The sequence below is a fragment of the Nonomuraea sp. NPDC001684 genome (genome assembly GCF_053596515.1).
Genome location: NZ_JBSFGJ010000084.1, coordinates 1 through 21,477 on the forward strand (window position 1 = coordinate 1; position 21,477 = coordinate 21,477).

24 protein-coding genes are annotated in these 21,477 nt (G+C 72.7%); 13 read left to right on the plus strand and 11 right to left on the minus strand.

All coding sequences use genetic code 11. The annotated features are described in order from the left end of the window. From ACWCSD_RS17910 to ACWCSD_RS17935, 6 genes are all read right to left on the minus strand, one after another. Positions 1 to 1,505 (minus strand): FtsX-like permease family protein (locus ACWCSD_RS17910; protein ID WP_449916134.1); only part of this gene is annotated, 1,505 nt, incomplete at its 3' end. Beyond that, positions 1,502 to 2,182 carry an ABC transporter ATP-binding protein gene (locus ACWCSD_RS17915; RefSeq protein WP_449916137.1) on the minus strand — a complete coding sequence of 227 codons (681 nt, stop codon included), beginning with the start codon at positions 2,180 to 2,182 and terminating at the stop codon, positions 1,502 to 1,504. The genes ACWCSD_RS17910 and ACWCSD_RS17915, both read right to left, overlap by 4 nt. After that, positions 2,179 to 2,709, minus strand: coding sequence for a PadR family transcriptional regulator (locus ACWCSD_RS17920; protein ID WP_352328448.1), 531 nt, complete (start codon positions 2,707 to 2,709; stop codon positions 2,179 to 2,181). The genes ACWCSD_RS17915 and ACWCSD_RS17920 overlap by 4 nt, the downstream gene beginning before the upstream one ends. A 65-nt stretch (positions 2,710 to 2,774) precedes the next feature. Further along, positions 2,775 to 3,434 (minus strand): hypothetical protein, encoded by a 660-nt coding sequence (locus ACWCSD_RS17925; RefSeq protein ID WP_449916140.1) that lies wholly within the window; start codon positions 3,432 to 3,434, stop codon positions 2,775 to 2,777. A 114-nt stretch (positions 3,435 to 3,548) separates the two neighbouring features. After that, positions 3,549 to 5,786, minus strand: a complete 2,238-nt coding sequence (locus ACWCSD_RS17930; protein ID WP_449916142.1) for an immune inhibitor A domain-containing protein — start codon at positions 5,784 to 5,786, stop codon at positions 3,549 to 3,551. Positions 5,787 to 5,856: 70 nt separating this feature from the next. After that, positions 5,857 to 6,267 carry an organic hydroperoxide resistance protein gene (locus tag ACWCSD_RS17935; RefSeq protein WP_364336504.1) on the minus strand — a complete coding sequence of 137 codons (411 nt, stop codon included), beginning with the start codon at positions 6,265 to 6,267 and terminating at the stop codon, positions 5,857 to 5,859. Between the two features lie 93 nt (positions 6,268 to 6,360). Between ACWCSD_RS17935 and ACWCSD_RS17940 the strand changes: the two genes are divergently transcribed. From ACWCSD_RS17940 to ACWCSD_RS17955, 4 genes are all read left to right on the plus strand, one after another. After that, on the plus strand, positions 6,361 to 6,933 hold the full coding sequence (locus tag ACWCSD_RS17940) for a TetR/AcrR family transcriptional regulator (protein ID WP_449916146.1): 573 nt from the start codon (positions 6,361 to 6,363) through the stop codon (positions 6,931 to 6,933). A gap of 339 nt (positions 6,934 to 7,272) precedes the next feature. Further along, positions 7,273 to 8,838, plus strand: coding sequence for a sulfatase (locus ACWCSD_RS17945; RefSeq protein WP_397161843.1), 1,566 nt, complete (start codon positions 7,273 to 7,275; stop codon positions 8,836 to 8,838). Positions 8,839 to 8,979: 141 nt separating this feature from the next. After that, on the plus strand, positions 8,980 to 10,233 hold the full coding sequence (locus ACWCSD_RS17950; RefSeq protein WP_449916148.1) for an alpha/beta hydrolase: 1,254 nt from the start codon (positions 8,980 to 8,982) through the stop codon (positions 10,231 to 10,233). 54 nt (positions 10,234 to 10,287) lie between these two features. Then, positions 10,288 to 10,722 (plus strand): hypothetical protein, encoded by a 435-nt coding sequence (locus tag ACWCSD_RS17955; RefSeq protein WP_397161845.1) that lies wholly within the window; start codon positions 10,288 to 10,290, stop codon positions 10,720 to 10,722. A 24-nt stretch (positions 10,723 to 10,746) separates the two neighbouring features. Here the strand turns inward: ACWCSD_RS17955 and ACWCSD_RS17960 are convergent, their stop codons facing one another. After that, positions 10,747 to 11,241 carry a hypothetical protein gene (locus ACWCSD_RS17960; RefSeq protein ID WP_397161846.1) on the minus strand — a complete coding sequence of 165 codons (495 nt, stop codon included), beginning with the start codon at positions 11,239 to 11,241 and terminating at the stop codon, positions 10,747 to 10,749. Further along, positions 11,238 to 11,543: a hypothetical protein gene (locus ACWCSD_RS17965; RefSeq protein ID WP_397161847.1), complete on the minus strand. Its 306-nt coding sequence runs from the start codon at positions 11,541 to 11,543 to the stop codon at positions 11,238 to 11,240. The genes ACWCSD_RS17960 and ACWCSD_RS17965 overlap by 4 nt, the downstream gene beginning before the upstream one ends. A gap of 350 nt (positions 11,544 to 11,893) precedes the next feature. Here ACWCSD_RS17965 and ACWCSD_RS17970 point away from each other — a divergent pair, with 350 nt between their 5' ends. Both ACWCSD_RS17970 and ACWCSD_RS17975 read left to right on the plus strand, forming a co-directional pair. Next, positions 11,894 to 12,436, plus strand: a complete 543-nt coding sequence (locus tag ACWCSD_RS17970; RefSeq protein WP_449916151.1) for a hypothetical protein — start codon at positions 11,894 to 11,896, stop codon at positions 12,434 to 12,436. 161 nt (positions 12,437 to 12,597) lie between these two features. Beyond that, on the plus strand, positions 12,598 to 13,182 hold the full coding sequence (locus ACWCSD_RS17975) for a phospholipase (protein WP_397161849.1): 585 nt from the start codon (positions 12,598 to 12,600) through the stop codon (positions 13,180 to 13,182). Here ACWCSD_RS17975 and ACWCSD_RS17980 read toward each other — a convergent pair. Both ACWCSD_RS17980 and ACWCSD_RS17985 read right to left on the minus strand, forming a co-directional pair. Further along, a complete protein-coding gene (locus ACWCSD_RS17980) occupies positions 13,102 to 13,767 on the minus strand; it encodes a TetR/AcrR family transcriptional regulator (protein WP_397161850.1) in 666 nt (221 codons plus the stop codon). The genes ACWCSD_RS17975 and ACWCSD_RS17980 overlap by 81 nt on opposite strands. Positions 13,768 to 13,838: 71 nt before the next feature. Further along, complete coding sequence (locus tag ACWCSD_RS17985; protein WP_358294978.1) at positions 13,839 to 15,062, minus strand: cytochrome P450; 1,224 nt, start codon at positions 15,060 to 15,062, stop codon at positions 13,839 to 13,841. A 216-nt stretch (positions 15,063 to 15,278) separates the two neighbouring features. On the opposite strand from ACWCSD_RS17985, the gene ACWCSD_RS17990 reads away from it, so the two are divergent. The 6 genes from ACWCSD_RS17990 to ACWCSD_RS18015 all read left to right on the plus strand — a co-directional run bounded on the left by ACWCSD_RS17990 (position 15,279) and on the right by ACWCSD_RS18015 (position 20,393). Continuing rightward, positions 15,279 to 15,593 carry an ArsR/SmtB family transcription factor gene (locus tag ACWCSD_RS17990; RefSeq protein ID WP_364336525.1) on the plus strand — a complete coding sequence of 105 codons (315 nt, stop codon included), beginning with the start codon at positions 15,279 to 15,281 and terminating at the stop codon, positions 15,591 to 15,593. A 99-nt stretch (positions 15,594 to 15,692) separates the two neighbouring features. Next, complete coding sequence (locus tag ACWCSD_RS17995) at positions 15,693 to 16,595, plus strand: TIGR03620 family F420-dependent LLM class oxidoreductase (RefSeq protein WP_449916155.1); 903 nt, start codon at positions 15,693 to 15,695, stop codon at positions 16,593 to 16,595. An 80-nt stretch (positions 16,596 to 16,675) separates the two neighbouring features. Continuing rightward, positions 16,676 to 17,041, plus strand: a complete 366-nt coding sequence (locus tag ACWCSD_RS18000) for an antibiotic biosynthesis monooxygenase family protein (RefSeq protein ID WP_397161853.1) — start codon at positions 16,676 to 16,678, stop codon at positions 17,039 to 17,041. 96 nt (positions 17,042 to 17,137) lie between these two features. Then, complete coding sequence (locus ACWCSD_RS18005) at positions 17,138 to 19,138, plus strand: sensor histidine kinase (protein WP_449916157.1); 2,001 nt, start codon at positions 17,138 to 17,140, stop codon at positions 19,136 to 19,138. An 81-nt stretch (positions 19,139 to 19,219) separates the two neighbouring features. Continuing rightward, on the plus strand, positions 19,220 to 19,426 hold the full coding sequence (locus ACWCSD_RS18010) for a hypothetical protein (RefSeq protein WP_358294988.1): 207 nt from the start codon (positions 19,220 to 19,222) through the stop codon (positions 19,424 to 19,426). Positions 19,427 to 19,523: 97 nt separating this feature from the next. Continuing rightward, positions 19,524 to 20,393, plus strand: a complete 870-nt coding sequence (locus ACWCSD_RS18015; RefSeq protein ID WP_449916160.1) for an FAS1-like dehydratase domain-containing protein — start codon at positions 19,524 to 19,526, stop codon at positions 20,391 to 20,393. Positions 20,394 to 20,435: 42 nt separating this feature from the next. On the opposite strand, the gene ACWCSD_RS18020 is transcribed toward ACWCSD_RS18015, so the two are convergent. After that, positions 20,436 to 20,999, minus strand: a complete 564-nt coding sequence (locus ACWCSD_RS18020) for a TetR/AcrR family transcriptional regulator (protein ID WP_397161856.1) — start codon at positions 20,997 to 20,999, stop codon at positions 20,436 to 20,438. A gap of 91 nt (positions 21,000 to 21,090) precedes the next feature. Between ACWCSD_RS18020 and ACWCSD_RS18025 the strand changes: the two genes are divergently transcribed. After that, positions 21,091 to 21,474, plus strand: a complete 384-nt coding sequence (locus ACWCSD_RS18025; RefSeq protein ID WP_449916163.1) for a nuclear transport factor 2 family protein — start codon at positions 21,091 to 21,093, stop codon at positions 21,472 to 21,474. The last annotated feature ends 3 nt before the right edge of the window (positions 21,475 to 21,477 follow it).

Here is a 21,477-nt window from a genome sequence, read left to right on the forward strand (position 1 = left end):
AGCAGGTCACGACCTCGTAGAGCTTCTCGCCGTCCGGCGTCTCGGCCGACTGGAAGACCTAGCACGCCGACGCCCGGGTAGGCGCGCAGCCGGGCCACCAGCTCGGCCCCGGCCCTCGGCGACAACCCGCCGCCGCCGAGGTCGCCGAGCGGGGCGCGCAGCACGCCGGACAGCGTGCCGCCGGCCACCGCCCGCTGGCCGTCCACCACGGCGGGCACGATCCCGGCGATCGCCGTCCCGATGAACACCGCGAGGACGAGCCCGCTCACCGACCTGAAGGCGGCCCTCGGGTCGGCGGCCAGCCGCCGGGCGGCCAGCAGCGTCGCCGCTCCGCCGGTCAGCCGGGCGGCCAGGCGGGCGGCCAGCATCGTCAGCCAGGGGCCGGCCAGGATCAGCCCGATCATGATCAGCGCCAGGCCCGCCGAGGCCGGCCCGGCGTTCGGTTTGCGGTCGTCGGTCTGGAACATCGGCACCGCGAACAGCGCCAGCCCGGCCAGCAGCGGGATCGCCCGCCAGGCCCGCGGCGGCCGTGGGGCGCCCTTCCTGAGCGCGCCCAGCGGCGAGATCCGGACCCGGCGCAGCGACCACAGCGCGCTCGCCCCGGCCAGCAGCGGGACGCCGGCGAGCACGGCCGCGTACTGCCAGGCGGCCGGGGTCACCGTGTCGGGGAAGAACCGGGAGCCGGTGACGCGGACGGCGGCGACGGCCGGACGTACCAGGAGGAAGAGCACGGTCCCGGCGAGCGTGCCGGTCAGCGCGCCGAGCGCGGAGTCCACCGCGGCGAACAGGTTGACCTGCCGGGACGTGCCGCCCACCAGCCGGATCGCGGCGAAGCGGGCCTCGCGGCGGGCGGCGGCCAGCCGGGTGGCGGTGTTGACCAGCACCAGCAGCGGCAGCAGCAGCCCGACGGCCGCGATCGCGAACCCGAAGTGGTAGATGTCGGCGTCGCCGTCGACGGCGGGCTCGTCGGCCGTCGTGTCGACCTGCCGGGTGCCGAGCAGTGCGGCGACCTGCTCGGGCGTGCGGCCGATCACGATGGTCAGGTCGTCGGGGCCGGTGAGCGCGGCGCGGCCGATCGTCCCGGCCCTCGTGCCGGGGAAACGGTCGGCGAGCTGCGCGCGCGGCGCCGAGTCCAGCAGTTCGGCCAGCGCCGGGGAGACGTAGTACTGGCCGGGCGCGGGCATGCGGGACAGCCCGGGGACGACGGGAGCCCGGCCGCCGAGCGCGGCGGCGTCGAGCCGCCTGATCGGGCGTCCGGCGTAGTAGTCCTCGTGGTAGTTCCACAGGGCGCCGGTGGCGGTGGCGTCGAGGGCCCAGCCGCTGGGGGCGGTGCCGCGGGTGCACTCCCAGCAGGTGCGCTCGCCGGCCGTCTGGAAGGCGTTGAACAGGGAGAGCGTGGCCAGCAGCACCGCCACGCCGACCGCCACGCCGGCGACGATCAGCGCGAGCCGGGCGGCCGCCTCCCTGCCTCCGGCCAGCGACAGCCGCAGGCCGAGGGCGATCACCGGGCGACCTGACCGGCGAAGGGGTCGGTGAGCCGCCCGTCGCGGACGATGACCTCCCGGTCGGCGCAGGAGGCGACGCGGGCGTCGTGGGTCACCACGAGCACGGTCGTGCCCTCCTCGCGCGCCAGGCCGACCAGCAGTTCCATGACGTGCTCGCCGGTCAGCGAGTCGAGCGAGCCGGTCGGCTCGTCGGCGAACAGCACCCGCGGCCCGGTCACCAGCGCCCTGGCGATCGCCACCCGCTGCGCCTGCCCGCCGGACAGCTCGCCGATGCGCCGCCCGCCCAGCTCGGCCAGCTCCAGCCGCTCCAGCCAGCCCGCCGCCCGCCGGTACGCCTCCTTGCGCCCGGTACGCGCGAGCAGCAGCGGCAGGGCGACGTTGTCGGCGACGGTGAGCTCCGGCACGAGCTGCCCGAACTGGAACACGAAGCCGAACGCGGTGCGCCGCAGCCGGGTGCGCCGGTCGTCGCTCATGGTGTCCAGGCGGCTGCCGTCGAACCACACCTCGCCGCTGTCGGGGGTGAAGATCCCGGCCAGGCAGTGCAGCAGCGTCGACTTGCCCGAGCCGCTGGGGCCCATGACCGCCACGATCTCCCCGGCCGCCACCTCCAGGCTCGCCTCCCGCAGCGCCGGGGTGCGGCCGAAGGAGCGGCTGATCCCGCGGGCCTCCAGGATCACGACGACCCCCGCACCAGCTCGGCCAGCGCGTCCAGCCGCGCCTGGGTGACGTCGATCCAGCGCAGGTCGGCTTCCAGGTGGAACATGCCGTGGTCGGCCAGCAGCGCGTCGGCCAGCGAGTCCCCGCGCTTGATCTGCGCGAACTCGCGCATGCGCCGCAGGTGGGTGGCGCGCTGGAGGTCGAGGTAGGCCGCCGCGTCGCGGCCCAGCATCAGCGCCAGCACGACCTTGGTGAACAGCACGGTCTGCAGGTACGGCTCGGCCGCGACCGGCTCGCTCAGCCACGCCTCGACCTCACGCGCGCCGACGGGGGTGATGGCGTAGCGCTTGCGCTCGGGGCCGTCGCCGGGCTCGCTCTCCCCGGCGGTGACCTTGCCGTCCCTGGCCAGCCGGCCGAGGGTGGAGTACACCTGGCCGAAGGGCAGCGACTTGCCGCGGCCGAAGTAGGTGTCGTAGTCGCGCTTCAGGTCGTAGCCGTGGCTCGGCTCCCGCTCAAGGAGGCCGAGCAGCGCAAGAGGGACGCTCATGCCCCCGCACTATATACCGAGGGTATATACGGGGGGCATAACCGCGTGAATTGGGCCGGCGTCCCTCAGGAGGTGGCGCTGGGTGACGGCGTCGGCTGGTGGCCCCCGTGTCGGGGGCCGCCCATGTCGCCGTTCCTGTCGCCCCAGTGGTCGTCGCCGTGGGGGTGCCGGCCGCGGCCGTCGCGGGCGGTCACGTCGTGGACGGTGACGGCGGTGACCGTGCCGCCGGTGACCTTGGCGCTGACCATGACCTTCTGGCCGGTCTTGATGGCGTCGATGCCCTGGTCGCGGTTGACCCGGGTGTCGGCGTTGACGGCGTACTGCTTGGTGTAGCCGTCCTCGCTCTTGACCGTGAGGGAGTCCTGGCCGACGGCGGTGACCTCGCCGTACTGGGTGGCCACCGTCACGTACGCGCCCTGCCCGTCGGGGACGACGAACTCGCCGTGGACGGGCGGGCCGCCGAACCCGCGTCCCCAGCCGCGTCCCTTGTCGGACGGCTTGCCGGACGGCGAGCCCGACGGGACGGCCGACGGGCTCGCGGCGGACGGGGGCGTCCCGGTGGGCGACGTCGCCGGCGAGAGCGCCGAGGCGGCGGCCACGCCGGCGCCGGTGGCCAGGACGACCGCGGTGGTCGCGGCGAGCAGTACGGAGCGGGGGAATCGGCGCCTGGGCGGTTCGTTCTCCAGGGTCTCCGCCTTGCCGAATCCGTCAGGCCCAGAGGTCATGATCTTTCCTCTCCATGGGAGACAACACAACAACCCTGCCCAGAACCACCTAAAACGGTCGTAAACGCCCATCGACCTGCGGCCCGCGCTCCCGCGCGCGGGCCGCAGCCGCCGTTAGGAGGCGGAGACGCGAACCAGCGCGCGGTCCCCGTCACGCAGGACGGCGATCCGGGTGCCGGTGTCCGGCACCTTCACGCCGAGCTGCGGCAGATCGGGGTGCCAGTAGACGCCACGGTGGTCGTCGAACACCGGAACGCCCGGACGCGCCGGAAACACGGCGGGCACGCCCGCCGAGTGCAGCCGCAGCCGGTCCGTGCGCGCGTTGCCGAACGGCGCGTCGAACACCTGCAGCCGCGCCCCGGCCGCCGACCCACTGGCCCAGCGCAGCGGCTCGGGCCGGGCGTCGACGGGCAGGATCATGCCCTCGCCGGGGTGGTCGCGGGTGGTGTTGTCGCCGTACCAGGCGTCCCAGAGCCAGATGAGCACGCCCTGCTGGTACGGGTAGTGCTCGACCCGCTGGCTGCCGGTCCACCCGAAGTTGTACGGCCCGGTCCGCAGGTAGGCGTTGTACCCGGTGTAGCGCCGGTTCTCGGCGAGGTAGGCCCGGGAGAAGCGCTGCACGCCCACCTCGCCGCTGCGGGCGAAGCCCACCGCCGTCCACTCGCCCTCGCCCTGCTCGACGTCGTCGGCGAACACGCCGGGCACCTGGACGTCGTCCAGCCGGAAGCCGGACTCGGAGGTGTTGGAGTCGGTCGAGTAGCGGAAGCGGAACCAGACCTTCCCGCCCGCGTACGGGCTCAGGTCGTAGGCGATCTCCCGCCAGTCCGAGCTTCCGGTGAGCGGCTGCCCGACCGGCGTCCAGGCCGCGCCGTCGCGGGAGACCTCGGCGTACAGGAAGTCGTAGCCCTGCTCGATCGCGTAGGCCGCGTGCGCCTTGAGCGTCGGCTCCGTGGCCCGGGAGAGGTCGATCTGCCGGGTGAGCGTCTGCTCAAGGTTGTCGCCCTTGCCGCTCCACCACTGCCACTCCCCCTGGTACGGCCTGCCCAGCGGAGTGCTGATCTCGCGCGCCGGCAGATCCACCACGAGCGCCTGCGGATCGCGGGTGTTGTAGGAGCCGACGCCGAGGGTGTGCGTGGAGGGGGTGGCCGCGCGGGCCCGGTCGTAGGCCAGCCAGCCGAGCTGGAGCTTGCTCCAGGCGTCCAGGTCGCCGGCGTACTCGCCGAGCGGGCCGGTCCGCGAGCTCAGGTAGGAGCCGGACGACATCAGCGACCAGAAGTTGACCGAGTTGTCCCCGCCGCCCGCGTACAGGTCCGGCAGGCCGAGGTCGTGGCCGAACTCGTGGGCGGTCAGGCCGACGCCGCTGTTCTCGCCGACCGTCAGGTAGTCGCCGACCCAGATGCCGGTGTCGCCGATCTGGGTGCCGCCGTTGCGGTTGCCCTCGGGACCGGCCTGGCCGCGCTCGGGCCAGTAGGCGAAGTAGCGGTGGGCCCAGACGGCGTCCGCGCCCTGCGCGCCGCCGCCCCAGGTCTCGTCCACGCCGGCGTGCACGACCTGGTAGTGGTCCAGGTAGCCGTCGGGCTCGTCGAAGTCGCCGTCGTTGTCGTGGTCGTAGCGGTCCCAGACGTCGTACTTGGCCAGTTCGGCGCGGATCTGCTCCACCGTCCTGCCCTTGGCCTTCTCGGCCTCGTACCAGGCGTTGGCCGAGTCGCGCACCAGGTCCCAGTTGTTCCAGCAGATGCCGCCCTCCTCGGGGGCGCACCGGTCGCTGCCGTAGCGGGCCTCGTTGTACGGCACGCGTACCCAGTCGCTGACGTAGCCGTCGAGGTCGTAGCGGCCGGAGGACTGGAGGCGGTAGTAGTCGCGCAGGGAGTTGCCGCCGGTCGCGAAGTAGGACTTCGCGTAGGAGGCGCGGTCGAAGTCGGGGCGCCAGAGGGTGTGGTTGTCGTCGGTGCCGCGCGGGTCGGGGATGGCGTTGTGGCGGGGGCCCGGCTGGCCGCCGTACTTGATCTGGCCGTCGATCTTCGTCTCGTTGTCCACCTTGTCGCCGAACTCGGCCAGGACGACGAAGACCTGGTCCTTGCGCTCCTGGGCGAGCTCGACGTAGCGGTGGCCGACCTTGACCGAGCGGCCGGGCCGCGCCTTGGCCGCCGCCGCGTCCGGGGATAAGACGCCTTCGACGGCCTGCCTGCGCAGCGCCGCCTGCTCGCGTTGCTGCGGGCTGAGCGGGGAGATCTCCCTGCTCACCTTCTTCGCGGGCGGCGCCGCGGTCTCCGCCGCCGCGGCGGAGACGGAAGGGACGCCGAGCGCGGCGATCGCCAGGAGGGCGGCCGCCGCGGAGAGAGTGATTCGCATGGCATGTAACATGTCACACTCCAAGTCTCCCGTCTCTACCTCCGGCCGATCTTCCGGGGCGCGGATCCCGTCACTCGACGATCAGGTTGACCGGGATGTTGCCGCGGGTGGCGTTGGAGTAGGGGCAGACCTGGTGGGTGGCCTCGACCAGCTCGCGGGCGACCTCGGGGGCGATCTCGTCGGGCAGCTCGACGCGGAGCGTGGCGTCGAGCTGGAAGCCGCCCGCGCCGTTGGGCGACAGGCCGATCTCCGCCGTGACGGAGGCGTCGGAGACGTCGATCCGCTTCTGCCCGGCCACCAGCCGCATGGCCGAGGCGAAGCAGGCCGCGTAGCCGGCGGCGAAGAGCTGCTCGGGGTTGGTGCCCTCGCCGTCGCCGCCCAGCTCCTTCTGCAGGGCCAGCTTGACGTCCAGCCTGCCGTCGGAGGAGACCGCGCGCCCGTCGCGGCCGGCCGAGGTGGCGATGGCGGTGTACATGCTCATGACCGGTTGCCCTTCGTTCGTCTTCACTAGACAGACCTGTCTGTCTGGTTCGTTGAGCTGAGACTAGACAGGTCTGTCTGGTAGCGTCAAGGGGTGAGCGCAGAGACGGTGAAGGAGCCTCGCCCGAGCCCGGCCCGCACCCGGATCCTGGAGACGGCGGCGCGGCTGTTCTACGCCGAGGGCGTGCACTCGGTGGGGATCGACCGGATCATCGCGGCGGCGGGCGTCGCGAAGGCGACCTTCTACCACCACTTCCCGAGCAAGGACGAGCTGGTCCGGGCGTACATCGCCGAGCAGGGCGCGGCGCAGCGGGCCATGGTGGACACGCTGCGCGCTGACTCACCCCGGCAGACGCTGGCGGCCGTCTTCGCGTTCATGTGCGAGTTCGGGTCCGGCTCCGGTTACCGCGGTTGCCCGTTCGTCAACACGGCGGCCGAGTACCCGGATCCGGCGCATCCGGTACGGCAGGCCATCGCCGAGCACCGGCGCTGGCACCGCGACCTGTACCGCGACCTGCTGGCCGCCGACGGCCACGCCGACGCCGAACGCACCGCCGACATCCTCCTCCTGGTCAGGGACGGCCTGGTGGTGGGCTTCGACCTGGACGACCCGGCCACCGTCCGCGCCACCGTCCAGGAAACCCTGACCCGCGTCCTCACCCCCTGACCCACCCCACCCCCGGAACGGCGACCACAGACGCGCCCCTTCGCTTTCGACGACCCTCGGCTTCCGCACCCTCCCCGCACATTGCGGCCTTCCCCTTTTCGCCCCTTCCCGCCCTCCGCACCCTTCGGGCCTTCCTCTCTTCACCCCTTCGCGCCCTTGGCGCTCTCCACCCCTTCGCTCTCCGGGCCCGAGGCTGCTGAGCTGCGGTGATGGGTGGGGTGGGTGTGGGAGGTTTTGTGCTTTGTGGGTAGTTTGTCTGGTATTAGTGGGCAGCGCCGTTGCTCCCCTACCACCGCTTACGAGGCAGTCATGTCGTTGTCCCGAAATATCAGGAGAAGCTTGGCTGCGGCGGTGGCCGCGATCCTCGCTCTGCTCATCGCCTCCCCCGCGCCCCCGGCGTCCGCCGCCACCCCCACCCGGCCGAACATCATCTTCTTCCTGGTGGACGACCTGTCCGCCGACCTGCTGCCCTACATGGACACGGTCCGCGGGCTCGCCGAGGGCGGCACCACGTTCACCGACTACTACGTGTCCGACTCGCTCTGCTGCCCCTCCCGCGCCTCGATGTTCACCGGCCAGTTCCCCCACAACACCGGCGTACGGACCAACCAGGGCTACGACCGCGGCGGCTACGAGGCGTTCGCCCGGCACGAGGGCCGCACCTACGCCGTCCCGCTCCACCAGGCCGGATACCGCACGGGCTACCTGGGCAAATACATCAACGAGTACCCCGCCCGCCCCGGCTACCAGGTGCCGGACGGCTGGGACGAATGGCACGTCTCAGCGGGCGGCGGCTACAACGAGTTCAGGTACCAGCTCACCCGCTACATCAGGGAGGAGTCGGGCGACCGGCGACCGATCGCCCCCTCCAAGGGCGACTACCTGGTGGACGAGCTGGCCCAGCGGGCGACCGGCTTCATCGAGCGCTCCCGCGAGCACGCCCCCGGCCGGCCGTTCTTCCTCCAGGTCTCGCCCTTCTCCCCGCACAACCGGGTGGACGTCCGGCCCGGCGACACCGAGCCGCGTTTCCCGCCCGCGCCGCGCGACCGTCCGAAGGACCGCTTCCCTGACGGCGAGTTCCCGCACGGCGACTGCGGCGGCCCCGACTGCACCGGCATCGACGTGACCACCCTGCCCTCCTACGACGAGGACACCGCCGACAAGCCGTCCTGGGTGCGCCGGGCCCCGATCGAGGCGAAGCGCGCCGAGGAGCTGCGCGAGGACTTCCGTGACCGGATCCGCATGGTCCAGTCGGTCGACGACATGGTGGGACGGGTGCTGTCCACGCTCACCGAGCCGGAGCGCCGCAACACCTACGTGGTGTTCGCCAGCGACAACGGCTTCCACCTCGGCCAGCACCGCCTGGTCCGCGGCAAGTCCACTGCCTACGACCACGACGTCCGGGTTCCGCTGCTGGTCAGGCGGCCGGTCACCGGAGAGCGCGACCGGCTGGTGACCGGCGCCATCGCCCAGAACGTGGACCTGTTCGCGACCTTCCTCGACATGGCCGGCGTCGCCCCGGCGATCCGCGACAGCCGGGACGGCCGCAGCCTGCTCCCCCTCGTCCAGGGCCGGCAGGTCGCGGACTGGCGGCAGGCGGCGCTGGTCGAGCACGTCAAGCCCGACCCGCGGACGCCCGGCAGGCCCGACCCCGACGCCGACCGGCTGAGGCAGGGCAACGCGCAGCCGCCCACCTACAACGCCGTGCGGACCGCGGGAGAGCTGTACGTCGAGTACGAGAACGACCCGAAGCCCGAGTACTACAACACCGTCACCGACCCCCGCCAGGAGTCCAACGACCCCGGCAACGCCCGGACGGCGTCCCTGGCCGGGGTGCTGCGCGAGCTGACGACGTGCGGAAAGCCCGGCGCGCCCGACTGCTGGACGGCCGCGCACCTGCACTGACTCGTACGGAAGAAGCGGAGGCATACGGCAGAAGCCGAGGCGTACGGCAGAAGTTGACCTCCTTCGGTCCGGCGGTTGACGCGCCGGCCGCCGGTCCCCCCGTAAGTTGGGGCGGTCGGGAGCCCGAACCGAAGGAGAGCGATGCGGTTCACCTCAGCCCTTGCCGGATTACTGATGGTCGCAGGCACGTTCGCAGGCCCGGGGGTGGCGCAGGCGGCGCCCACACAGGAGTCCGGGTGCGCGGCCGTGCTGCCCCGCCCCGACGGTCATGGCATCACCTGCGTCGACGTACGACGTCGTCCGCAGAGCGACGGCTCGGAGCTGCGGGACGTCACGATGACCTCGACGGCGATCTTCCAGGCGTCCGGCGGCGCCCCGGTCATCGACCCGCTGACGCGCCCGATCACCGTCCGCGTCTACCTGCCGAAGGACTACGACCCCTCGCGGGCCACCCCCTATCGGGCGCTCTACCTGCTCAACGGCGGCGGCGACAACTACGACTCGTGGACCGTCAAGGCCGACCTCGTCTCCCTCGTCCGAACCGCGGGCTCCTTCGACGGCATCGTGGTGATGCCGACCGGCGGGATGACCGGCTGGTACGCGGACTGGGCCGGCCGTACGGACGGATATTTCGCACCGAAGTGGGAGACGTACCACATCGACCAGCTCATCCCGTGGATCGACAGCAACTTCAACACCGTCGCCGACCGGTCGGGACGCGGTCTGGCGGGCCTGTCCATGGGCGGCTACGGCACCCTGCGGTACGCGGCCGCGCACCCCGGCGTCTTCTCGGTGATCGGCGCGTTCTCGCCCGGCATCGACCTGCGCGCCAGGCCCGCCCAGCGCACCATCTCCGACTCCATGTGGCAGTCGGGCGCGGCGATCGAGCTGACCGACCTGGGCGAGTTCCGGGTCAACAAGTACGACAGCGGCAGCCCGCTGCCCGTCCTCGACCAGGAGGTGCAGCGCCGCTACCGCCTGGACACCCTGTTCGGCCCGCACACCACCACGGTCTTCCACGGCCGCACGGTCGACGACTGGCCCGCCGCCAACCCCGCCGACCTGGTCACCCAGGGCAGGTACGCCCCCTATGACGGACGGCTGGCGCTGTACGCCGGCGGCTGCGCGAGCCTCCCGAGCGTCCCGGACGGCGCCGGGCCCGCCCCCGCCGCGTGCGGCTACGACACCAGGGCGAGCGACGACGCCGCGAGCGTCAGCGAGCCGATCCTCGGGGCGTACGCGAGCGAGTTCGACGCCACGCTGACCGGCCTCGGCGTCGGCCACCGCTACTGCTACAGCAGGGGCGGCCACGACTGGAACGCCTGGTCGGCCTACCTGGTCGACTTCCTCCGGTACGCCTACGGCGCCGCCCCCGCCCGCTGCCCCGCACTCTGACGCCGCAGCCCGCTTCCAAGTCGGCCACAAGTACCGGCCGGTAGTCCTGGACCGGTGACGAACCATCTTCCGACCCGCGTCCTGACCGCCCTGGGCGCCGCCGTCCTCACGCTGACCGCGCTGAGCACGGCGGCCGCCGCCGACACCGCCGCCGACCCGGCGAGCTGGAGGTGGGGCGCCCTGCACTCGACCGACGGCCTGGCGACCGCCCGCGGCAAGGTCGTGGCCGGCCAGTCGGGGCTGGCCGTGACCGGCACCCTCGACGACGACCGCGGCAAGGGCTGCTCGTGGCTCCTGATCAGGTACCAGAGCGCGAGCAACGGCCGCTGGCGCACGCACGGCGTCTACAACTGCCTGCCGGGCACCGGCTCCTTCCGCAAGAACGTCGGCGGCGCGCTGCAGATCCGGGCGCAGGTGTGCCGCGGCAACGGCGCGCGGCCCGTCGGCCGGTGCTCGCGGTGGCGGACGATCTACACCCAGGGCGGCTGACGCCCGTCCCGCCGGCCCCGGGCGTCAATCGGCGCGCTTCTTGCTGGCGATGATGTAGAGCACCAGCTCGCCGCAGGCGCGGCAGACCGTCCTGTCGCCGTCGGCGCCCAGGTGGGCGGGCACGGCCCGCGCGCCGCAGAACGCGCACGGCCGCTCCACCGGCTCCCGCTCGCCCCGCACCGCCCCGGCCGTCGCCAGCAGCGCGCATCCCAGGCAGATCGAGACCGACTTGCCGACGACGAGATCGGCGGGGTCGGGCGCCGAGCCGCAGAAACCGCACTGGAACACCGCCGTCACCCCGATCCAGTCGCTCGGGCGCGCGTGCTCGCCGGACAACACCATCCGCAGGACGCGCAGGCAGCGGCCGGCGACCTCGTCCGTGACGCCCGCCCGTTCGAGTTCGGCCCGGAGCTCCGCCCGCGCGCCGGGGTCCTCGGGCGGGAGCGCCTTCAGCAGGCCGAGCAGCGCCTCGTCGAGCGCGCGCAGGGCGTCCGCGGCGGAGGCGACGAGATCGCTCATGCCGCGCCGCCGATGAGCGGCGGGCCCGGAATGCCACGCGCTTCCTCGTACGCCCACTCGGCGCGGCCGGGCCATTTGCACTCGGGGCTTGTGCGTAATATCGCGATCCGCATCCGCCGCGCGTTATCACCGGCCGCGTCGGAAACGCTTCCCGGCGATGACCGTTCTAGAATTCTGCACCACCCCGAGTCAATGGACCGGACCTCCGGGCCGAAGGGCATGAATTCATGCGCCCGGAAATCGGCGGCGAACTCGGGCCGGCCGGCGCACAGGAGCGCCATGGCGCCGGGTGCGGGCTCCATCTGCTCAGCCCCTGCCATCACCCGCCAAGAACCCGCAGCTCAAGGCCGCGTTCCGGCGCTCCGCGGGCACGCCGGCAGGCGCCCCGGGGTGTCGAGTATTCGCATCCTTAAGCAGGGTCACGCATTCCCTCATTTCCGGCGGAGGCGCGGGCGCCCCTTTCGCGGCCATCATCGCCCCGGCCCAATAAAGCGTCAACGGGCGGCGGCCCTACATTTTCCCTATATTGCGGCGTGGCGCCGTCTTGCGCGCCCCGGGTTGTCCCGGCACGCTGGCAGACGTGGCGGATAACCGTACTGGAAAGGGCCGCGCGCGAGCGGCGCGCAGATGGTCGGCCGCGCCGCGCAGCCAAATGTTCAGCCTTCCGGAAATCCTCGCCAAGCTCGCCGACCCCGACCGCGAGGCGCCCGGCGATCCGGAGCTGCGTGACTTGTTCGACCGCGACCAGGACGACCGGCGCGACGGCGTGCCCGGCGACGGCGGCGAGCGCGGCGACGACGGCGAGCGCGGCCTGGCCCGGCGGGCGCGCTGCATGGAGAAGTTCGCGGCCGGAGAGGTGCGCTCGCCGGGCGACTACTACCACCTGGCCGCGGTGATGCAGCACGGCGGGCTGGCCGAGCACTACCACCTGGCCTTCGAGCTGGCGCGGCGGGCGGCCGACGCCGGTTGCCGGCCCGCCCGCAGGCTGGCGGCCTCGGCCCTCGACCGGTGGCTGCTGCAGATGGGCCTGCCCCAGCGGTACGGCACCCAGTACGTCGACATCGGCGGCCGCTGGTCCCTCTACCGCGTCGACCCCGTCACCACGGACGCCGAACGCACGGTCTGGGACGTCCCGCCCCTGGCCGAGGCGCTGGCCCAGGCCGAGGAGATGAACCACGCCGACGGCCTGGGCTGACGCCCGCGCCTGAGCGCCGGACGGGCCGCCGGCGGCGTCCCTCGTCGGAAACCGGACACGACCTTTGCCACGGGTTTTCCCGGAATTCCCAGGTCGCGGCGGGCCGGCGGGCGAACCTGACCATGACATGTTCCCGTCCCGGTCGAAACAGGCAGGTTCCCATGGTCAGACGGGCTCTCGGGGCGCCGGTCCCGCTCGCTCTCTCGCTGGTCGCCGTTCTCGCGGTCGCGCCGCCGGCCCAGGCGGTGACGCTGGAGGAGAAGCTCGCCACGCTCTCGGGGTTCACGCAACCCACCGCGTCCAGCGCCGCGGCCTGGCGGGACGCCTGGGCCGACCGGGGGTCGTGGTCCGACTTCGACTTCGACTGGTCGAGCGACGGCTGTACGAGCAGCCCCGACCAGCCGCTCGGCTTCGACTTCTCGATCCCGTGCCGGCGGCACGACTTCGGCTACCGGAACTACCAGGCCGTCGGCGACTTCCCGGCGAACAAGGAGCGCATCGACAAGGCGTTCTTCTTCGACCTCAAGCAGGTGTGCACCCAGTACTCGCTCTTCCGTCAGCCGAGCTGCAACGCGCTGGCCAAGCTGTACTACCAGGCGGTCCGCCACTACGGCGCCCCTCGCGGCACCGGCGGGGAGATCGTGCGCGTACCGGACAGGGACTCTCTAAGACAGCAGGGCGCCGCTGAGTCCGCAGACGGCGGTGACAAGATGTTCGCCCAGAGCCCGCCAGGATTCTTCGACTGAACCGGCGGCGGCGTGGCCGGCCGCCAGGTCGGCCTCCAGCTCGGCGCTCATGTGCACGACGAGCAGCCGGACCATCGCCGCCTGCCGCTCGGACAGCTCGTGCTCCCGGTCGCGCATCGACGGCGGGCGCAGCAGCTCCAGCCGGCGGAACGAGGGCGTGCTCAACGTCGCCCGCGCCGCGTACTCGCGCAGGGACGGCTCCACGACGGCCTGGGCCAGGAACCGCCCGTACCAGGACGGGGTGCCCAGCTCGATGTGGTGCTCGATGCTCGGCGCGATCGCGCACGTGATCCAGTCGCGCAGCGACACCTCGCCCGAGGTCTCCAGCGCGGCCACCATCGGCAGGCGGTGCCGGTCGATGGCGGCCGCGTGACGGGACAGGATCGCGTGGATCAGCTCGTCACGGGTGCTGAAGTGGTATTGGACGGCGGACTTGTTCCGCTGGCCCGCGGCCTCGCGGATCATCCTGATCGACACGTGCGCGAAGCCGTGCTCGGCGTAGAGCCGCTCCGCGGTCTGCATGATCCTGTCCTTGGCCCGGATCGAGCGGGGAGACGGCGCGGCGACCGCCGTACTGACGTCCATGACCGGTCCTCGATCTCGTTTCCACCACCGTCCCCGAACGCTATCCCATGCCGCCGGCTGAGGTCAGCGGGTCACCAGGTGACCCACACGTCCTGGAGGCCGCCGGACAGGCCGCCCGTGCGCAGCCGCAGCTCGCGGGGGTCGTCGCGGAGCCGCAGGCCGGGCAGCCGCCGTGCCAGCAGGCCCAGGACGACCTGCAGCTCCACCCTGGCCAGCGGCTGGCCGAGGCAGTAGTGGCGGCCGGCGCCGAAGGTGAGGTGCTGGCCGCTGTTCTCCCGGCGCGGGTCGAACCGGTCGGGGTCGGCGAACTTGGCCGGGTCGCGGTTGGCCGCCGGGATGTTGGGGATCAGCGTGCTGCCGGCGGGCACGGTGATCTCGCTCAGCTCGACGTCCTCGGTGATGAACCGGGGCACGCCGCCGATGGCCGACAACGTGCTGTCCAGCCGCAGGACCTCCTCCACGGTGCCCGGGATCAGGTCGGGGTCGTCGATCACGGCCTCGTAGCGCTGGCGGTCGGACAGCAGCATCGCCGTCATAATGGCGATCATGTTGGACGTGGTCTCGTGGCCGGCCAGCAGCAGCCCGCGCACGGTGGCGATGAGCTCGTCCTGGCTGAGCCTGCCGTCCTCGGCGTCGGTGATCTGGGTCAGCTCGCTGAGCAGGTCGTCGCCGGGGTCGGCGCGGTTGCGGTCGATCAGGTCCGACACGTACGCGTTGAACTCCCGGTAGGCCGTGTCCACCTCCTCCTGCGTGTTGCGCGTCAGGGTCAGCATCGTGCGCGACCAGTGCGCGAACTTGTCCTGGTCCGAGCTCGGCGCGCCGACCAGCGCGCAGATGACCCGTACCGGCAGCGGCAGGGCCAGGCCGGACGACAGGTTGCCCGGGGAGCCCTTGGCCAGCATGGAGTCGAGGAGGTCCTCGGCCATGGCCTGGACGCGGGGGCGCCAGACCTCCATCTTGCGGGCCGTGAACCAGCGGCTCAGCAGGCGTCGCCACCGCATGTGGCCCTCGCCCTCGCCGATGTCGCCGGCGCCGTCCTTGCGGCGGTTGAACAGGCCGCCGTCCTCGGTGGTGGACAGCCGGGCGGCGCCCTCGCGGGCGAGGTTGCGGCTGAAGCGGGGGTCGGCCATGACGGCGCGGGCGTCGTCGTACCTGGTCACCAGGGCCGCCACGTCGCCGCTGGGCAGGCGCACGTGGGCCACGGGGCATTTCTCCCGCAGGTCGGCGAGTTGTGGCGGCGGTTCCAGCGCCGTGGGGCGGTCGAAGGGGAAATCGGGGATCGCGTCAGCGGTCATGCGTCCTCCAGCTTGAAAGCCCGACACTTCGGAATATAAGGCGATCGACTTATTTGAGGCAATCGTCTTGACTGGATGGATTACTTCGAGTGGGAGAAATCTACCGAGGCGTTGCCTCCCCTTGGGGACCCGCGCGGGCGCCGAGCTGGCACGCATCGAAATACCCGGATACGACGATGGCTCACTATGCTGGCATCCATGGCGGAAGCTCCACTGATGACCGATTCCGAGCTGTCCGACGCGTTGCGGGCGCTGGCGAACCCGACCCGGCTGCAACTGCTGACCTGGTTGCGGGAGCCGGAGCGCCACTTCTCGCTGGAGGGGGCGATCGCCGACCCGGTGGAGGTGGGGGTGTGCGTGACGCACATCCAGGCCAGGGTCGGGCTGGCGCAGTCCACGGTGTCGGCGTACCTGAGCGAGCTGCAGCGCGCGGGGCTGGTACGCGCCACGCGCGTGGGCAAGTGGACGCACTACAAGCGCGACGAGCGGCGCATCGCCCAGCTCGTCGCCACCCTCGGCCGCACGCTGTAGAGGCAGCACGCCGCAGAGGCGGCACCTCCCGCGAGAGGTCGACCGGTTTCATATATCGACATTTTGCGATATGTCTATGTTCCTGAGGATCGACACACGATGAGGGGACGTCCCATGGGCAGCATCGACGGCCTGGATCTCGGCACGTTCGGGATCTACACCTTCGACTTCGAGCACGTGCCGGCCGCGCAGATGCGCGAGTCGATCCAGGAGCTGGAGGAGCAGGGATGGCGGGCGTTCTGGATGCCCGAGCTGCTCGGGCGCGAGGCGCTCACGCACGCCGGCTTCCTGCTGTCGTGCACGCGGCGGATGCACATCGTGAACGGCATCGCCCAGATCTGGGCCCGCGAGGCCAGGTGGACGTACGGCGCCGCCCTGCTGCTGGCCGACGCCTACCCCGACCGGCACGTCCTCGGCCTGGGTTTCGGCGGCGCCCCCCGCCCCGGCACGACCCCGCTGACCGCCATGCGGACCTACCTTGACGAGCTGGACGAGCTGGAGACCGTCAACCCGGCTCCGAAGTCAGGCGTGCGCCGCCTGCTGGCCGCGTACGGGCCCAAGATGCTCGAACTGGCCCGCGACCGCGCGGCGGGCGCCCAGACCTACCACGTCAACGTCGCGCACACCGCCGAGTCACGGCAGCTCCTCGGCCCGGACGCGTTCCTGGCCGTCGAGCATCCGGTGCTGTTCGAGACCGACCCCGCCACGGCCCGCGCCGCCGCCCGCGAGCACCTGCGCCCCTACCTGAGCACGCCGTACAACGTGGCGAAGTTCCGGCGGCTCGGGTACGCGGAGGACGAGATCACCGGCGGCGGCAGCGACCGCCTGGTGGACGACTTCGTCTTCTGGGGCGATCTGGACACCGTCGTCGGCAAGCTGCGCGCCCACGTGGACGCCGGCGCCGACCACGTCGCCGTGCAGGTGATCGGGATCGAGCCGGGCCGGACGGCGATGCCCCACTGGCGCGAGCTGGCCGCCGCTCTCTCGCCCGGCCGCGACTGACCGCCACCCCTCAGATATGCAAACGATCGGTCGTTAATATAGTTTGACGGCATGACCTCCGAGTCCGGCCGGTGCGCCGCATGCTGACCTCACGCTGGATCCCCGGCCCCGAGAACGACCGGCCGGGGCCGCTGGTCGCCGCCCTGACGGACTTCCGCCCGCGGCGGCTGCTCGACCTGCCCGGCATCGCCCGGCACGGCCGCTCCCTGAGCCGCCACTGGCCCGGCCTGCCGGGCGCGGTGGGCATGTGGCTCTGGGCGGACCTCACCGGCCGCCGGGTCGGCTCGCTGTCGGTGTGGCGGAGCGAGGAGGACCTGCGGGGGTTCGTCCGGTTGCCGGAACACGTCGCCATCATGCGCGCCTACCGCGACCGGGGCACCCTGCGCTCCCGCACGTGGCCCGTGGACGCCCTCGACCGCGAAGCCCTGCTGCGGTCGCTGCGCTGACCCGCCGGTCGATCCGGCCGGCCGGCCCGCTCATGGCGGACCGTTCCGCGGGCACGCTAGGGTCGGGCGGGAACGGCAGCCGGAAGGCGGGGACGGATGGCGTGGGCAGCCCGGGTGGTCGCCGTCGTCCTGGCCGTGGTCTCGCCGGTGCTGGTGCTCGCGGCGGTCCTGATGTACGCGGCGCTGCCGCCGGAGTGGCGGCTGCCGGAGATCTTCAGCCCGCTGGCCGCGGCTGGGGTCACGTTTCCGGCCTTCAGCGCGTTCCTCATCGTGCACCGGCCGCGGCTCAGGCTGGCGTGGCTGATGTGCGCGGGCGGTCTCGGCGGTGCGGTCAACACGTTCTGCCAGTCGGCGATGCTGGCCGCCGCGGCGGGCGGGGATCTCCCGCTGGCGGGGTTGCTGAGGTTCCCCGCGCAGGTCGGCTGGGCGGTGTCCGGGCTGCTGCTGGAGATGTTGCTGCCGCTGTACTCCCCCGACGGCAGGCTGCCGTCGCGGCGCTGGCGTCTGGTGGTGCTGCTCGGCGCGGTGTCGACCGCGGTGGAGCTGGCCCACATGTTCCTGCGTCCCGACCCGCCGGCCGAGGGGTATCCGCTGCCCGCGGTCATCCCCAACCCGTTACAGGTCCCGGAGCTGGCGCCGATCTGGCCGGTGGTCACGGTGGTGGCCTGGACCGGGATCCTCTCGACGCTGCCGCTGGCGGCGTGGTCGATGGTGCTGCGCTTCCGCCGCGCCGACCCGGTCGTGCGGCGGCAGATCGGCTGGCCGCTGTTCTCCTTCGGCGGGTACATCGTCTTCATGCTCGCCGGCGTCGTCGTGCCGGAGCTGTACTGGTTGTCGATCGGGTGGGCGGCGGTCATCCCCGTGTCGATGGTGATCTCGGTGACCCGCTACCGGCTCTACGGCATCGACACCGTCGTCAGCCGGACGTTCGTCGCCGCCGGGCTGCTGGCCGTGGTCGGCGGGGTCTACTTCGGGGTGGCCACGCTGTCGAGCCTGCTGGTGTCGGGGTACCACCAGGTCGCCGGGCTCGCCTCCGCGCTGCTCACGGGCGCGTTCTTCCAGCCGTTGCGGCGGGCGCTGCAACGCGCGGTCGACCGCCTGCTCTACGGACCGGTGGGCGATCCGCGCGTGCTGGCCGAGCGGCTGGCGCAGGAGGTGCGCCGGGGCGATCCGGCGCAGGCGCTGGCGGCGGTGATCGGCGTGCTGCGCGAGGGCCTGGCGGTACGCGGCGTCGCCGTGGAGGTGACCAGCGGCGAGCCGGGCCATCCGGTCAGCGTGGCGAGCACGGACCGCGGGCAGGTCGGCGACTCCCCGCGCGAGGTGCCCCTGATCTGGCACGGCGAATGGGTGGGCCGGCTGCTGGTCGGCCCGCCCGCCGCGCGCCGCTTCCCCGCCGCGCACGACGAGCGGGTGCTGGACACGCTGGTCCCGTACGCGGCCGACGTGGCCCACGCGGTCCGCCTGGCCGCCGACCTGCAACGTTCTCGCGAACGCATGCTGGCCGCCCGCGAGGAGGAGCGCCGCCGGCTGCGCCGGGACCTGCACGACGGCCTCGGCCAGACGCTCAGCGGGCTGGCAATGACCGTCAACATGGCCCGTCTCAGCCTGAAGAGCTCGCCGGAGGCGGCCGACGGGCTGCTGCGCGAGCTGCGCACCGGCATGGACGCCGTCACCGGCGACCTGCGGCAGCTCGTCTACGGCCTGCGCCCGCCCGCCCTGGACGACCTGGGCCTGGCCGCCGCCGTGCGGGCGCTGGCCGCGCCGGACGGTCCCGCCGCGGAGGTGATCACCGAGGGCGACCTGACCGGCCTGCCCGCCGCCGTCGAGGTGGCCGTCTACCGGATCGCGCAGGAGGCGCTGACGAACGTGCGGCGGCACGCGCGGGCCACCCGGGTCCGGGTCGAGCTGCGCCGCGAGCCCGGCGCGCTGCGCCTGCTGGTCGCCGACGACGGCCGCGGCCTGCCGCCCGAGCACCGTTCCGGCGTCGGCCTGACCTCGATGCGCGAGCGCACGGCCGAACTGGGCGGCATCTGCCTGGTCGGCGGCGCGCCGGGGACGGGCACCACGGTGGAGGTCATGCTCCCTGTCCAGCCCTGACCGTGCGCCTTACCGGCCGGGAACCCTCCTGTCACGTAGAGTGCTGGACGATCACTCTCGGTAACTCCCATGGAGGTGTCCATGAAGCTCAAGGGCCGTCTCACCTGCGCCGTGGCCGGTGGCGCGCTGCTGACCGTCGCGCTCACCACTCCGGCCGCGGCCGACTCGCTGGCCGCCGGCGGGCCCGTCGGCGCGCTGCTCCAGCCGGTGCTGGACGTGTTCAACATGGTCAACGACACGTCCACCCTCGGCGCCCTGCTGCCCGGCGGCATCATCTCCGCCCGCTGACGCTCGCCCTCCCCCCGGGGCGACCGCGCACTGCCCTGCGGGCCCGCCCGGGGCGTACCGTGGTTCGCGGCGGTCACGGCGGAGGGCGGGGAGCAGCGTGCAGGGGTGGGAGCCGTCCACTGTCGTCAGTGACGAACTGGTCGACCCGACGCCGGTCGCCGCGCTCGCGGCCCTGTTCGACGACGGCGTGCCGGTGCCGGGGCCGGGCGCGGAGCTGCCGCCGCTGTGGCACTGGGCGGCGCTGGCGCGCTGGCCCGTCTCGTCCGTGCTGGGGGGCGACGGGCATCCCGTACGCGGCTCGTTCCTGCCGCCCGTCGGCCTGCCGCGACGGATGTTCGCCGGGGGCGAGGTCGTGTTCCACGGGCCGCTGCGGGTCGGCGAGACCGTACGCAGGCAGAGCACGGTGGAGTCGGTCACCGAGAAGTCCGGGCGGTCGGGACGGCTGGTCGTGGTGGTCGTGCGCACCCGGCTGACCGGCCAGGACGGCAGCTCCGGGCTGGAGGAGCGGCAGGACCTGATCTACCGGGAGGCCGTGGCCTCCACCGGCCCGGCGGCGGCGGCCGAGGAGGCCGTGGCGGCGCGCGCCGCCGGTTCCCCGTTCCGCAGGGCGGGCGTCTGGGAATGGCACTTCGACACCGATCCGACCCTGCTCATGCGTTTCTCGGCGGCCACCGCAAACGCCCATCGCATCCACTACGACTGGCCGTACGCCACCCGCGTGGAGGGCTATCCCGGCCTGGTGGTGCACGGGCCGCTGATGACCCTCGCCCTGGCCGAGACGCTGCGGCTGGAGGGGCGTCCCGAGCGGGTGACGCGCATCGCGCATCGCAACAACCGGCCGCTGTTCTGCGGACAGCGGGCCCGGCTGCTCGGCCGCAGGACGGCGGACGGCTTCGCGCTCGACCTGACCGGCCCCGAAGGCGCGACGACCGGCCCGCACACCACCCTGACCGTGACAGCCCGATAGGCGCTGCCCCCGATCCCCCAGGCGTCGGCCCGCGCGGGCCCGTCAGGGGGTGATGACGTGTTCGGCGAGTTCGCGGGCGGCGGCGGCCGGGTTCGTGCCGGGGCGGGTCGCGCCGACGGCGAGGGTGCCGTCGATGAGGATGAGGAGCTGGTCGGCGGCGTGGCCGGGGCGCGGGTGGCCGAGCGCGGTCAGCTCGCGCGCCAGCAGCTCGTGCACCTGCCGGCGGTAGTCGCGGGTGATCTCGTGCGCGGGATGGGCGGGGTCGGTCAGGCCGAGGTCGGCGGCCAGGTAGCGGCAGCCGTGGAAGCCGGGCATGGCGACGATCTCGCCGATGCGGTCGAAGACGGCCAGCAGGCGCTCGCGCGGGTCCTGGCCGGCGGCGTCCATGGTGCGGTGGTAGTCGGCGGCGTCGGCGTCGGCGGCTGACCTGAGCACCTCGACGATCAGGCCGTCCTTGCCGCCGAAGTGCTCGTACAACGAGCGCCGGGCCACGTTGGCCGCCTTGAGCAGCGCGTCGACGCCGACATTGACGCCCTGGCTGTAGATCAGCTGGTCGGCGGCGGTCAGCAGGCGCTCCCGGGGGCCCGGTCCCGTACGAACAGTCATGGATTCAGGTTGCCACGGGTTGACGAGTAGATCAACCGGTCGATATACATAGATAGACCGATCGATCTACCCGCTTCCTTCTGGAGGAACCGTGTCCTTCCCATCCACCGCCGACGTCATGGAGCGCTTCAACCGGGCCTTCGTCGAGCGTGACCGCCACCTGCTCGACGACCTGGTCGCCGAGGACTGCGTGATGGAGTCCGTGCAGCCGGCCCCCACCGGCGAACGCGTCACCGGCCGCCAGGCGTGCCTGGACTGGTGGGGCGCGCTCGTGGACGACCTGACCAGCGCGTTCGAGCCGCAGGAGGTCATCGTCGCCGGTGACCGCGCCACCATCCACTGGCACTACCGCTACGGCCCCGGCCCCTCCGACTGGGTCAGCGGCGTCAACCTCATGCGCGTCCGCGACGGGCGGATCGTCGAGGCGCTCGGCTTCAGCAAGACCGCCGGCGAAGTTCCCCTGGCGACCGCCTGATGA